Below are 13,205 nucleotides of genomic sequence, written 5' to 3' on the forward strand. Positions count from 1 at the left end.
TGGAACCTCCCATTGGACTAAACTATATAAATTATATCATGATTATATAATAAAGTTTAGTTTATAAATTAAACTAAACAAATGATATATAAAATGAGTTGACCTTTTCAGATACATAGTGTTAATATTCAATTGTGAACGCTTTATTTAGTTTATTTTATTCTATATCGTATAAAATTATACATTAGTTTAGTTTTGTTTATGAGCGAAAGGGTGATTTATTTGAGTTTAAGTATTGCTAAAAATCAAAGAAGTTTTGTGGAAAAGGACAAGCCTTTCTTTTACTTGGCAGATACCGTCTGGAGCGTATTTACCAACGCCACGATTGAAGAGTGGAGCGATTACCTGGACTATCGAAAGATGCAGGGATTCAACGTTTTGCAAATCAACATGCTCCGGCAATGGGATGCCAGCGAATCAGGCCTGAATCTACAACCGTTTGCATTACTGGAAAATGGAGATTTCGACTATCACACATTAAGCGTAGCCTATTTTGACCGGGCAGAAGTCATGATCCAGATGGCTGTAGAACGCGGCTTTATTCCAGCCTTGGTACTTCTGTGGTGTAATTATGTACCGGATACATGGGCTGAAATGTTCCAGAAGGGCAATAAAATGCCGCTGGATTGCGTTGAAAGCTATGTAACTTATGTTGTAAACCGCTATTCCCGCTTCGAGCCTGTTTATTTGATCAGCGGGGATACTGATTTTCCTACAGAACGTGCTAATGCATACTATTTGAAGGCGCTGGAAACGGTACAGCAATTAAGCCCGGCAAGCCTAACTGCACTGCATATCCAAGGAAGATTGAGGGAAATTCCTGAAGCTTTTGAGCAACACAAGGGTCTTGGATTTTATATGTATCAATCAGGACATAATTCTCAGTTTCAGCATGTCGCCCACGAGATTGCCCAGCATTTTTACCACAAGCCGGAGATCCGTCCCGTCATCAATGGAGAACCTTGCTATGAACAGATCAGTTACAGCCGCAATGTGTATGGTAGATACACCGCACTGGATGCTAGAAAAGCAGCATGGCAAAGTCTACTCGCAGGCGGGGGAGCGGGAATTACCTATGGAGCGCATGGCATTTGGAGCTGGCATAAAAAAGGCAAGAAGTTCGGAATTGTAGAAGGAGAGGGCTTTGATAGTCCCTATGATTGGAGAACGGCACTGCGTTTTGAGGGCGCATGGGATTATTCCTTTATTAAATATTTATTTGAAATGTACAATCTGATCGGCATAAAGCCGCTGGATATTGTTTTAAACAAGACAGAGGAGATCAGAGCTGCGGGGAACGAGAATACCATCGTCTTGTATATCCCGGTTAACACGAAGGTGCGGCTAAGTATGAATTTACAGGACTACAAGTTTATAACCATTGATTTAGCGGAGAGACGATTTGCCCAAACGGAGGTAGATGCCCAGGCTGATCAATCTGTCATTGATATGCATGGTTTTAAAAGTGATGTTGTGATCATCGGAACGAAATAAAACAGGAGAAGAATAGGAGTAAGGCAACAGGTGGAGTAGAAAAGTAGATAACGCATCCAAGTAGGAGTGATCATGATGGATTACCAAAAGACAGCCAAAGAAGTGCTTAGATCGGTGGGGGGAAACGAAAATGTGAACAGTGTCATTCACTGTGTCACTCGTTTGAGATTCAAACTGAAGGATAATCAATTGCCAGATAAAGAAAAAATCAAACAGATTGACGGTGTTATTACCGTCGTGGAAAGTGGCGGCCAATTCCAGGTGGTGATCGGGAATGAGGTTCCCAAAGTATACGAGGCTCTTTTGGATACGATGGGAGTAAAGCCTGGAGACCAGGCTGCTGAAGACGATCAAAAGAATGAAACAGCGAGCCTGTTCAGTCGATTTGTCGATGTAATCTCAGGTGTGTTTATGCCTGTTGTTGGCGTGCTCGCCGCTGTCGGGATTTTAAAAGGACTGTTGGCCTTATGCACATCTCTGGGCTGGATGACTGATCAGATGGGTACGTATAAAATTTTATATGCAACAGCAGACGCTATGTTTTATTTCTTTCCGGTTATTCTAGGGTTTTCAGCAGGTAAAAAATTCGGAGGAAACCCGTATCTGTCTGCTGTTTTAGGGGCCGCCTTGGTGTACCCAACCATGACTTCCGCCTTTACGGATAAAACGGCACTGTCGTTTTTGACCATACCTGTCGTTCTGATTAATTATACTTCTTCTGTTATACCTATCATTATTGGGGCGTTCTTGGCAGCTAAGGTTGAAAAATTTATAAGTAAGTATGCACCTGCTTCCATTAAAATGTTCATTGTGCCTTTTCTGACCTTGGTCATTATATCACCGATTGTTTTTCTGATTGTCGGGCCGATAGCAACTATAATCAGCGATGGGTTAGCCAAAGGCTCCATGTGGATTTACGAGTTAAGTCCGGCTATAGCTGGTCTCATTCTAGCCGGGTCCTGGCAGGGCATTATTATCTTCGGCTTGCATTGGGCGTTCATTCCGATTCTCCTGAATAATGTAGTTACGAACGGTTTTGATCCGATTAACGGTATGCTGTTCTGTACTACGTTTGCGCAAACAGGTGCGGCTTTTGCCATTGCTTTGAAATCACGGGACCCCAAATTAAAACCCATTGCCACTTCTGCCACAATCGCGGGTTTGATGGGGGTTACGGAACCAGCTATTTACGGAGTTACGCTACCTACCAAAAAACCGTTTATTTTAGCCTCGATCGCTGGGGGTATAGGAGGAGCTGTAGCGGGCTTACTCGGCTCAACAGCATATGGATTTGCTTCAGGCGGGATTTTGGTATACCTTTATTCATTAATCCAAAGGGGATAGATACAGGCTTCATAGGCTTTATCATATCTTTGGTTGTAGCTTTTGTAGTCGGATTTATACTGACCTATCTTTTCGGCTATAAAAATGCAAAACCTTCGCCTGATATTAAAATTGCAAATGAAAGCAAAGAGGAAGAAAAAACGGTATTCAGTCCTTTAAACGGTGAATTGATTCGTTTGACCGCAGTGAAAGATGAGGCTTTCTCCAGTGGTTCGATGGGTCAGGGAGTCGCGATTATCCCCCTAGAAGGAGTAGCTTACGCACCTTTTAACGGAACTGTTGTTACCGTTTTCAAAACAAAACATGCGATTGGACTGATCTCTGAGGATGGAGTTGAACTGCTCATTCACTTTGGAATTAATACGGTCAGCTTGAAAGGAAAACATTTCACTTCTTTTGTGTCTGAAGGAGATACGATTCAAAAAGGGGACAAGCTGGTTGAATTTGATCCAAAAGCTATAGTGAATGAAGGATATGATCTCACCACCTCTGTTATTGTAACCAATACTGCGGTGTACACAGATATCTTAGCTGAAGAATCTAAGGATATTCATGTAGGAGATCGCTTATTGAGGATCAGATAGAATCCCAATACAATAATAGAGAGATAACTCATCAAGCTGACGATAACCCTGTGTAAAAATAGGGTTGTCGTCAGCTTTTTTGAATATGGAAACAGATTTTGCAGCATGTACTACAATAACAGGTTACCATACCCCCAACGAGTTCATCATCTGTCGGAAGGAGCGCACATATTTATCCGGCGCCAACAGGTTAACGATCCGTGTACGCCCCTTCTGGCGGATAGATTCGCGATGAGGTACGTTGTTCATCAGTTCCAGTCCTTGCAGTACCGCCTGTAAAATGTCTCCCTGCTGATAAAATTTACCGGTTTCATTGTGATCAATGAATGCTCGTACCCCGTCTGAATCAGAGCTTAACACCGGACAACGACAGGCCATCGCCTCAGCTACCGCATAGCCGAATCCTTCCACCAGCGAAGTCGAGAGCAGATACCCGCCTGAGTCGCCAATCATGGAATAATACAAAGGCATTTTAGCATGAGGTACGCTTTTAAGACGCTCGATAATCGAGGACATACCAAGCTGAGCAAGCATGTCCTCGAATTGTATTTTATCCTCTGGCTGAGACAAGGTGTCATCATAGAACATCCAAATCCGAAGATCGGCACGATTTTTTAGCATCCAGTAAGAGATGTCGACAAAATGCCTCCAATTTTTATTGGGCTCCAATCGCCCAACCCATGCAATGACCGGATTAGCCGGGGGAGTGTTAGGTACATAATTAAATACGTTAGTATCCAGAACATTTGGGAATACAAAACGATTAAGCCATGGACATATGCTGGAAAATAGCTGTACGAGGTGAGTTGTTTCCGGTAGAAGTACCGCATTGGCATGGTTATGAAGATACGGAACGGCATCTGCGACAATCCTTGCTGCTTCTTCGTGAGTGCCAAAGCCCTGTGATTCATAGATTAGTATCCCTTGGTAGCCCAACATTCGCAGTCTGGGGAGCATAGGATAGTCCGAAGAGACAATAATTGCATCGTACCGATGAGATTCCACCAGATTTCGAATTTCTTCTTCAGAGGAAGTCATGAACACCGGAATATCGCCGTGCAGGTTTTGCATCCCTGTACCCTGCCGATAATAGAGAAGATGACATTCAATCCCGTCCTGAATGAGCGCTCTACAGCGTTGACGGTTCAAGGTTTCCACGCCACCGCTCGGTATATAAAAAGTAAATAGAACTTTGATATCAAAAACCTCCTTTGCCAACCACAAGCTCTTATACCAAGTTATTCAACCTACAGGACGGGGTGTGGGTTTCTACGGAAGCCTGGCTCGAATCAGCGCATAATTATGGCTGAGGCGAGAATCTTCCGGGGAGCGCTCTGTTGCTTCTTTCGCAAACTCACATGCTTTGTGCATTAGACCCAACTCGTAGCAAGCGAGGGCTCCAAGATCATATAGTGCACTGCGTTTATCGGCCCAGCGCGCCTGCGGCATGGCAAGATGCTGTTAAGCGTAGCGATGCACTCGTCCCAACGGGCATGATACAAGCGGAGCTGGTCTAATCGGATGCTGTGTTCTTCACCTTCCACAATATATTCAAGCACCTCATTAACTGGGCGTATCCAACGGTAGACGTAATGATAGTAGATGTGGCATTTTATGTTCACATTTTAGACACATTATTTTAAGCTTCTATTTAAGTGATGTTAAGCTGGAGCTATATGTGGGGGATTATCATTAGAAATTAAAAGTGTAGCATGAAGTGCGAGGAGACCGCTTCGCGAAGGGTTTGAGCTTCCGATCGCTGTTGCTGTAGGATTCTTTTTGGATTAGATGAGATATTTATAGGTAAGAATCCTACAGCAAAGGCGAACGCTATCGCTTCTCTAGCTTCAAATCCTCCGCTTCGCTACTGCCTGCTTCCCATGCAACATTTTGGGGGAGGGGAGCAGCGGGAATGAGACCGCTTCGCGAAGGGTTTGAGCTTCCGATCGCTGTTGCTGTAGGATTCTTCTTGGATTAGATGAGATATTTAAAGGTAAGAATCCTACAGCAAAGGCGAACGCTGGCGCTTCTCCAGCTTCAAATCTCTCGCTTCGCTACTGACTGCTTCTCATGCAACATTTTGGGGGAGAGGAACAGCAGGGAGAAGATTACGAACAAAGAAAGGGTGAAACATGTGCTCAAAGTGCAGCAGGTGAGCAAGTGGTATGAGGGCAACCGGGGCGTACATAAGTTGGATTTTGAAATGCAGCGCGGTGAAATTGTTGGTTTCTTGGGGCCAAATGGTGCGGGTAAAACGACCACGATGCGCATGATTACAGGATATCTTCAGCCAAACGAGGGAGTAATTACGATTGATGGTATCCCGATTCAGGATAAAGGCAGACAGGCTCGTTCCAAAATCGGTTATCTGCCGGAGACGCCCCCTTTGTATGGGGATATGTCTGTAAGATCCTACTTAAAGTTTGTAGCTAGTATTCGGGACGTGCCTGTGAGAGAGCAGAAGCTGCGTATTTCGGAGATGATTTCCCGGCTGGGTCTGAATGGACGTGAAAAACAATTGGTCCGTAGCTTGTCCAAAGGGTACAAACAGCGTCTGGGGCTGGCAGGTGCAATTATTCATAATCCGGATTTATTAGTGTTGGATGAACCGACCTCGGGTTTAGACCCCAATCAGATTTTAGAGATTCGTCAGCTCATTCAGGAGATTGGTGAAAATCATACAGTATTGCTCAGCACGCATATTTTGCCCGAGGTGGATGCTTTGTGCAATCGGGTGCTGATCATTCACGAAGGGAAACTGGTCATGGACGGGCGTCCTGACGCGCTCGGCGGTTCGATGGAAGACGGATTCAAGGTGAAACTGGAGGTCAAAGGCAAGCGTGAGCAGGTAATGGATGTTATACGAGCTTGGGGAAAAGTACAAGTTGAATCTTTGGCGCCTACTCTGCCATCAGTGAATACGAAGCTGACTGCCACAGAGCAGGATTTGACCGGATTGTTGCTTACAGGAGCTTCCGATGAGGATTTTCGCGAAGAGCTGTTTTTTGTGCTGTCGGATGCGAAGCTTCCGATTTTGGAAATGAAAAAAGAAAACCTAAGCTTGGAAAATATCTTCCAGCAGTTAACGACTCGCGAGACGGAAGAAGGTCAGGGCGGCGATCCAGCGGTTCATGATCTACATACCTCTAAGAATGAAGCAACGGTCATCACGGCGGATCATGGAGAAGCCTCGGCCAGCGATAACAAGGTTGAAGAAGACAAGGATACAGGAGGTAATCGGTCATGAGGCGTTTGTTCGCAGTCTGTCAAAAGGAGCTGCAAGCCTATCTATGGACCCCAACGACGTATTTTGCGCTTGCGGTGTACATGCTGCTGACGGGGTTACTATTTTACACGAACTTTGTGATGTATCAGCCTAGTATTTTGGACTATCGGCTGGTACTCGGTGATACATTGTCCATGCTGGTGTTTGTTGTCCCATTACTCACGATGCGGCTGGTTGCAGAGGAATTCAGGCAGGGTACGGATGAGCTGCTGCTTACCTCACCTGTGAGTGTAACGGAAATCATGATGGGTAAATTTTTGGCATCGCTAGGCATGTTGCTCATACTGGTACTGTGCAGCCTGGCGTATCCGGTCGTGATGTCCTTTTATGGGACGCTGGATTGGACGCTGGTATTTACATCCGTGATCGGCCTGTTTATGCTTGGCGCAGCCATGATGGCAATCGGCTTATTCGCATCAACGCTTTCACAGCATCAGATGATGTCAGCGGTCGTCAGTTTTATTCTTTTACTCGTGTTCTGGATGCTGGATTCGTTTGGTGGACAAACGGGCGCATCTGCGGCGCTGCAGCAGTGGCTGGAACCTTTTTCACTAACTGCACGGTTTGATAGTTTCACCAAAGGATTGCTGAATGGAGCCGATGTATTGTACTACGTGACGGTGGCTGCGCTCTTTTTGCTTTTTAGCATCCAAGTGGTTGAACGGAAACGGTGGAGGTAATGAATATGAAAAAATGGCTGGGTCATACCAATAGTATGGTACTATCAATTGCTGCTGTAGGTATTTTTATTCTATTGACGTTATTTCTGCGCTCGCTGGGAGGCTTTCAACTGGATCTGACGGCAGGCAAGCAGTATACGCTGTCTGATCAGACGTTGACGACCATTCAGGGTGTAAAGGAAGACGTACGATTAATTGCCTTTACCGTATCTACTTCGCAGAATCAGAAGCTGAACCGGGATGTTACGGATATGCTGAATGAATATGCCAAGCGTAACAAGAAGCTCAAAGTCGAGCAATACGATTTGAATCAGGAACCGATACTGGCTAAGCAGTATAGTGTTACTGCAGCCTCCATTGTGCTGGTGCAGGGAGAGAAAAAGCGGGTTATAGATATTGGAAGCCTATTTACGCAAGCCCAGGGGAGTGGTAAAGGGGCATACCAATTTACAGGGGAAGAAAAGCTGACTAGTGGACTGCTGGCATTGTCATCTACCCGTCAAGGAAAAGTGGTTTTTCTGACAGGGCATGAGGAAATTCCTTTGTCCCAAATGACCGAATTAAGCAGCTCATTGGCGCAAGATAATGTGAAAACAGAGGAAGTTCAGCTTAATCAAGCGGGTAGTGTGCCCAAAGATGCGTCTGTACTGGCTATTGTTGGACCAGAGCGGGATATTAGCGCGACGGAATTGAAAAGTATTCGTACGTATCTGAATGATGGTGGAAAGCTTTTTATGGCGTTAGGATTTCACCCGAACATGGGGGCCAACTGGAAAAATCTTGACGCATTAGCGGCTGATTATGGAGTGAAAGATACTCATGCTATCGTGGTGGATCAGGAACAGACGAATACGCTGGGCCCTCTATGGACGGTTCCTACCTTTGGCAGTCATGCGATTACTGATAAACTGGCGGCTTCTAATCTATATCCTGTTCTTTCGCTGTCTATTGCTTTGCAGGCAGGAGAGCAGAAGGATTGGAAGACGACGCTATTGATGAAATCTTCTGCAGCTAGCTATGGCGAAACGAATATCCAGGGACTGCTGAACAATGAAACGCAGAAGGACGACAAGGACCCACAGGGTCCGCTTGATCTCGGTTACGCGGTAGAAGGGAAAGACGGCAAGCCCAAAGCGGTTATTCTCGGAACGTCAGCCCTTCTAAGCGACACGGAGATCAGCACAGGAGGGAATCGAGACTTTGTGCTGAATAGCTTGAATTATGTGCAGGAACACTCGGATGGACTCACTATTCGTCCTCGTCAGGAGCAGGATTTTAAGGTAGCTTATTTAACTGCTGCACAAGCGAAAACGGTATTGGCCATATCTGTCGTCGGATTGCCACTGCTGTTCGCGGTGATCGGAATCTTATTATGGTGGAGGCGAAAAAGTGCATGAGAAAATGGATACCCACAGTGCTGCTGCTAGTTGTATTGGGAGCGGGTATAATCTATGCCAAGAGCCAAAACTTCTTTCGTGAACAAGCCCCGGCGGCTCGCCAGCTCGTTCAGCTTACGCAAGGAGATATTACGTCTTTTGCGATCACTGGAAAGGACGGCAAGTCAGTGGAACTTAATCAACGTGATGGCAAATGGAGCATGAGTAAGCCACGATCTTACCCGTTAAATCAATATACAATAGACAATTGGCTAGCTGCGATTCAAAATGTAAAGTTGGGTGATGTCGTGGAATCATCCCCCACAGACGTAGCCAAATATGGAATTAGTGCTACCAATGACCAGATTGAGATTAAGACCAAGAAGGGTGACGTTCGTACCTTTGCCTTCGGTGAAACGCTGCCTTCCGGAGATGCTGTCTATGTACTATCAGACCAAAAAGAGATAGCTTCCGTACCTATAGATACACTTTCGGGTTTGCTGTTGGGTGCTGATGATTTTACAGATACAACGCCGTTTGATTGGGATGATCCCAAGCTGAGCGGAATAGAGTGGGAAGGCCAGAATGCCTCATGGATGCTCCGATCCTCCGGTAGCAGTGGAACTGGAGATAGTGCTTCCGCATCTTGGACGCTAAACGGCAAGTCAGTAGCCGGTGATACGGCAACTTCCCTCTCACAGCAAATCAAAAACCTGGCTAGCAGTCAGGCCTTGCGCAAAGCCTCTGAGCTGATCAAGCCTGTTCACCGCTTTACGCTGAGCATATCGCTGGGCAAGGAAGATTCCCAGCTGGTCTATCAGGGCTGGACACTTAACGATGATCCAGATACCGTGTGGGTTGTACCGCCACAAAGCAACTGGGCTTATGGCCTGTCCGCTTCTGATGTGAACCGTGCTGAACAGAGTGGTCATGACCAGGCTAAGGCTAGCCAATAATCATTACATTTATAATAGCTGAACAAAGAGGCTCCAACGGCGAATAATCGTCGTGTGGAGCTTCTTTGTGTTCGTTATTCATCAGGCTTGCTGCTTTTGGAAGAAGGGCTGTTATTGTCGTTTAAATCTTGGATGACCTGAATCAGCTCATGAAGTGAGAGATCCAGCTTATCCAACTTTTCCTCCATCGTGTGCAGGATGTGCCGCAATAAAATAAAACAAAGTCCAGCCGGAAAGCCTACGTTGGTAACCAGAGAAAGAGCATCATCCATCTGCAATGTATTTCCCTCCTTTTTAGCCATATATAAAGGAAGGTAAATTAAAAGAACCATATACAACTGATTGTAAAAATAGTATAATAAATAAGAACAAGTGTTCTGTTTTGGTTGTAAAATAGGATTGCAAATTACCCTATAATATGAGGATTTAGAAAAAGTCAAATCCAAAGAGAAAGGGTGATTTATATTGGAAAAATCTCAGCTAACATTGGTCGAACAATATCGAAAGAAGTTGTACCGCATTGCTTGGAGAATCCAGTATCGTGCTCGGGTACAAACCAATCATGAATTTGTAATGGAAAAGAACGAAACTGTCATCGCTCCATCTTTTACAGAATCTGCAAACTCTAATATGTACACACTACAGCTTATCAACTCTCTATCTTCTGAGATCGGAAAAATGATCATCTTTGACCTTTACATACTAGACAAAACCGAAGCACAGATTGCAAAAGAGTTAAAGCTATCCCAACAGGCGGTGAATAAATGGAAAAAGAAAATGCTCAAAGAGTTATTTCGGATGCTGAGTTCGTCCAATGGCTCAAATTAGCACAAAGTGGGGATCAGGAGGCCATGAGCAGGATACTTTATTTGTTCGAGGAAGACATTCAGAGGACGAGTCGGTATATACGTATGTCTCGTGAAGATGCTGTTCAAAGTATCGTGGTTGATTTTATTGAAGAACTACGTCAAGAGCTGAAGACAGAGATATAGAAAAAGTGGACAATGGATGTAGCCTTGTCTATCCTTATCGGTAGGTTTAACTTATGTGACGGAGGGCTTATATGTTTATGAGTGATAGCAGGGCTTTATTCGAAAAAAATATGAAGTTGTATCCAGTTAACCGTATTCGCTCCAATGTTATCATTCTTGTTTTATTGCTGTTAGATCTGTTTTTGACTATTCCCTTAATAGGAAATCCCTACATTGCAGTTTATGTTTATGTGCTGATGCCACCGATTGTTCTGATTAATATTTGGGCGCTTGTACTGGTCATAATGCCACGCAAATTGCAGTTGAATTATGTTTTATTCCGTGGTGTATTTGGTTTGGTATGCTCTATTGGCTTCATGATTATGACACAAAAGTTTGCTTATGGTATGTTGGGTCTGGATACTCCATGGTATTTTATAAGTTCTTTTGCCGCTTATGGAATCGCTTTGTACTGCTATATCAAATATCATCTGGCGAAATTCAAAAATCCTTCAAATTATAAGGAAGAACCAAAAGTGAAGAAAAAACACAAGCGAGAAGCTGTAGTAACAATGACCACATTTACCGGGGCTGGTTATTTGATAGCCAATCTTTCCCTCGGATTTGCTACACAACAATTCGTTGCTACAGTATTGATGTGTGTATACTCCATGCTTGCATTTGTTCTTTTTCATTTTATTATGGAGCTGCACCGCTATTATTGGCTTCATAAACTGAGGAATCAGACAACGGGTTGAACACAATACATGGATTACACTGTAATTTCTCTATAAAAGATGTTTGGAATAATAAATAAGCCTGCGAACGCCTACACTATGATAGGTGTTTGCAGGCTTTTTAGGTTGTAGATTTATTTAGTCAACATACTTGTTGCCGTCAGCGTCAATATAAATGGATTGAACTGCTGTACGGCGGTAAGGATATCCTGCTGCTGTGGTGCCGTTAATTTCATAGGTTACGGAATAGATGCCTGGCTTGTCCGCTTTGGAAAGCTCAATTTGCCCAGTAGGAGTAACGGTTTTTTGCTGCAATGTCAGACCTTTGGACGCTGTAGTCATTCCTTGTTGCGGATCACCATAGTATTGAACTTGGTAAGTGACTTGTGTAACGCTGGTTGGGGAATCCTGGGACTTCAGATTTAGTCTCGGGCCCACTGCATTTAGATTGTATTTGAGCTCAGGGACCTGAGCGGCATGATAGCGTGCAATCAGTAGATATGCACCATGATCAGGAATTACGGCGTTCAACTTATAAATGCCTGGTTGGGGATTGGTAACTACTGCACTATGATGCCAGGCACCAGCAAAGATTTCTTCATCACGACCTGCTTTCACATTAAGCAATTCGCTAGTACCGTCAGGTTTGGTCAGCTCAAGCTGACTTACACGTTTATCGCTGATCCAGTCCAGATCAATGGATTGGACACCATTTTCAACCGTGAGGGTTTCGGAGGCTTTTCCATTATAATCGCCGCCTCGAATAAAATATGAATTATCGATCTCGTTATAGGTGGATTGTACAGCAGAAGCAGTCAGGGAAGACGCTGCTGAAAATGCCTCAGTTTCCTGATTCAATGCTGGAGTGTTCGCTTGGAGGTAAGGTAGGATCAGGGAGAAGACGTAAGAACCGGTACGAACCTTGGCATGATCCCAGGAACCGATTTTAACTACACGTCCGCCGGGAAGCTTAGCATTGTCGACTGTGACCACTCCATCATTTTTGCCGAAGGATGAGAGATACATTCCACCCAGTATGTAGGAAGCAGTGCCGCCAGACCAGTTATCACCAGCAAACGTGAAGAATGGAATTGTAGTCGCGTTACTGAGTGCATCAGTTTTGGTTCGGAAATACTTCATATAAGATGTTTGTAACGTAGAGGTGCCGGGATTTTGTGAGCCGACGATATCTGCCAGCCATCCGGCCCAGCTGCTGTAGGCGAGATCTGCAAGTTGTGAACCATGATGGGGACTGCTGAGGGTGATGACACGTTGTACATAAGGAGCTGCTCCGTTATACACGAGAGCGGTTTGAGTATCCACTCCACCTTTGCTGTGGGCGATGATGATGAGTTTTTTTCCGAAATGATTACTAATGACTTTGATTTTGTCGGCTAGAAGCTTGCCATTGTCCCACATATCCTGGGATGTGCCATTCGCATCGTACAAATTAATGGTGGCCGTCTGGTATCCAGCGTCACGTGCTTGCTGAAGCATATCATTATTATTCTTGGTCCACACTTCGGCGCTACTGTTCAAACCATGTACAAACAATAGTGCGGGTTTGGTAGGATCAACGCGATTAGGTGGTGGGCCTTCTGTCCAGCTTCCGGCGGGAGCTTTCGGTGCTTCAGGTGTAGTGGAGCCTGCAAAAGCACCGGCGGGGATAAGAGTGACGGATAACAAAAAAATGAGCATCAAAACGGTGAGCTTCTTCAAACTGTAAATCCTCCTTTTTGTAAAATTAAGTATTTCAAACTTATTATACATGCCATCT

At 44.7% G+C, this 13,205-nt stretch carries 11 protein-coding genes and 1 pseudogene; 9 read left to right on the forward strand and 3 right to left on the reverse strand.

The genetic code is table 11. From position 1 onward, the window contains the following. Nucleotides 1-213: 213 nt before the first annotated feature. Together BN1546_RS16820 and BN1546_RS16825 are read left to right on the forward strand one after the other, a co-directional pair. The gene (locus tag BN1546_RS16820) at nucleotides 214-1,494 is read left to right on the forward strand and encodes a glycoside hydrolase family 140 protein (protein ID WP_090738378.1); all 1,281 of its coding nucleotides are present in this window, start codon (nucleotides 214-216) and stop codon (nucleotides 1,492-1,494) included. A 75-nt stretch (nucleotides 1,495-1,569) separates the two neighbouring features. Continuing rightward, nucleotides 1,570-3,422, forward strand: a pseudogene (locus BN1546_RS16825) (beta-glucoside-specific PTS transporter subunit IIABC). A gap of 123 nt (nucleotides 3,423-3,545) precedes the next feature. On the opposite strand, the gene BN1546_RS16835 reads toward BN1546_RS16825, so the two are convergent. Further along, nucleotides 3,546-4,640, reverse strand: a complete 1,095-nt coding sequence (locus BN1546_RS16835; protein WP_040102980.1) for a glycosyltransferase family 4 protein — start codon at nucleotides 4,638-4,640, stop codon at nucleotides 3,546-3,548. A 916-nt stretch (nucleotides 4,641-5,556) separates the two neighbouring features. Here BN1546_RS16835 and BN1546_RS16845 point away from each other — a divergent pair. The 4 genes from BN1546_RS16845 to BN1546_RS16860 are packed head-to-tail and all read left to right on the forward strand — an operon-like array spanning nucleotide 5,557 to nucleotide 9,720. Further along, nucleotides 5,557-6,669 carry an ABC transporter ATP-binding protein gene (locus tag BN1546_RS16845; protein ID WP_090739161.1) on the forward strand — a complete coding sequence of 371 codons (1,113 nt, stop codon included), beginning with the start codon at nucleotides 5,557-5,559 and terminating at the stop codon, nucleotides 6,667-6,669. Next, nucleotides 6,666-7,388 carry an ABC transporter permease gene (locus tag BN1546_RS16850; protein WP_013372800.1) on the forward strand — a complete coding sequence of 241 codons (723 nt, stop codon included), beginning with the start codon at nucleotides 6,666-6,668 and terminating at the stop codon, nucleotides 7,386-7,388. The genes BN1546_RS16845 and BN1546_RS16850 overlap by 4 nt, the downstream gene beginning before the upstream one ends. A 5-nt stretch (nucleotides 7,389-7,393) precedes the next feature. Beyond that, nucleotides 7,394-8,785, forward strand: coding sequence for a GldG family protein (locus BN1546_RS16855; protein ID WP_090738379.1), 1,392 nt, complete (start codon nucleotides 7,394-7,396; stop codon nucleotides 8,783-8,785). After that, nucleotides 8,782-9,720: a DUF4340 domain-containing protein gene (locus BN1546_RS16860; RefSeq protein ID WP_090738380.1), complete on the forward strand. Its 939-nt coding sequence runs from the start codon at nucleotides 8,782-8,784 to the stop codon at nucleotides 9,718-9,720. Before BN1546_RS16855 ends, BN1546_RS16860 begins: the two co-directional genes overlap by 4 nt. A 74-nt stretch (nucleotides 9,721-9,794) precedes the next feature. Here the strand turns inward: BN1546_RS16860 and BN1546_RS16865 are convergent, their stop codons facing one another. Then, nucleotides 9,795-9,998 (reverse strand): hypothetical protein, encoded by a 204-nt coding sequence (locus BN1546_RS16865; RefSeq protein ID WP_013372797.1) that lies wholly within the window; start codon nucleotides 9,996-9,998, stop codon nucleotides 9,795-9,797. A 187-nt stretch (nucleotides 9,999-10,185) separates the two neighbouring features. Between BN1546_RS16865 and BN1546_RS16870 the strand changes: the two genes are divergently transcribed. The 3 genes from BN1546_RS16870 to BN1546_RS16880 all read left to right on the forward strand — a co-directional run bounded on the left by BN1546_RS16870 (nucleotide 10,186) and on the right by BN1546_RS16880 (nucleotide 11,449). Continuing rightward, nucleotides 10,186-10,548 carry a hypothetical protein gene (locus tag BN1546_RS16870; protein WP_040102982.1) on the forward strand — a complete coding sequence of 121 codons (363 nt, stop codon included), beginning with the start codon at nucleotides 10,186-10,188 and terminating at the stop codon, nucleotides 10,546-10,548. Nucleotides 10,549-10,571: 23 nt separating this feature from the next. Beyond that, nucleotides 10,572-10,712: a hypothetical protein gene (locus BN1546_RS27905; protein ID WP_230493740.1), complete on the forward strand. Its 141-nt coding sequence runs from the start codon at nucleotides 10,572-10,574 to the stop codon at nucleotides 10,710-10,712. Nucleotides 10,713-10,783: 71 nt separating this feature from the next. Then, nucleotides 10,784-11,449 (forward strand): hypothetical protein, encoded by a 666-nt coding sequence (locus BN1546_RS16880; protein WP_090738381.1) that lies wholly within the window; start codon nucleotides 10,784-10,786, stop codon nucleotides 11,447-11,449. 117 nt (nucleotides 11,450-11,566) lie between these two features. On the opposite strand, the gene BN1546_RS16885 is transcribed toward BN1546_RS16880, so the two are convergent. Beyond that, nucleotides 11,567-13,147: an esterase/lipase family protein gene (locus BN1546_RS16885; RefSeq protein ID WP_090738382.1), complete on the reverse strand. Its 1,581-nt coding sequence runs from the start codon at nucleotides 13,145-13,147 to the stop codon at nucleotides 11,567-11,569. Nucleotides 13,148-13,205: the final 58 nt, after the last annotated feature.

It is taken from the genome of Paenibacillus sp. Mc5Re-14 (assembly GCF_001049835.1).
Taxonomy (GTDB): domain Bacteria; phylum Bacillota; class Bacilli; order Paenibacillales; family Paenibacillaceae; genus Paenibacillus; species Paenibacillus polymyxa_C.

Coding starts and splice junctions, on each gene's coding strand:
- BN1546_RS16855 (WP_090738379.1), top strand. CDS start 7,394: ATGAAAAAATGGCTGGGTCATACCAATAGTATGGTACTATCAATTGCT.
- BN1546_RS16850 (WP_013372800.1), top strand. CDS start 6,666: ATGAGGCGTTTGTTCGCAGTCTGTCAAAAGGAGCTGCAAGCCTATCTA.
- BN1546_RS27905 (WP_230493740.1), top strand. CDS start 10,572: ATGAGCAGGATACTTTATTTGTTCGAGGAAGACATTCAGAGGACGAGT.
- BN1546_RS16880 (WP_090738381.1), top strand. CDS start 10,784: ATGTTTATGAGTGATAGCAGGGCTTTATTCGAAAAAAATATGAAGTTG.
- BN1546_RS16860 (WP_090738380.1), top strand. CDS start 8,782: ATGAGAAAATGGATACCCACAGTGCTGCTGCTAGTTGTATTGGGAGCG.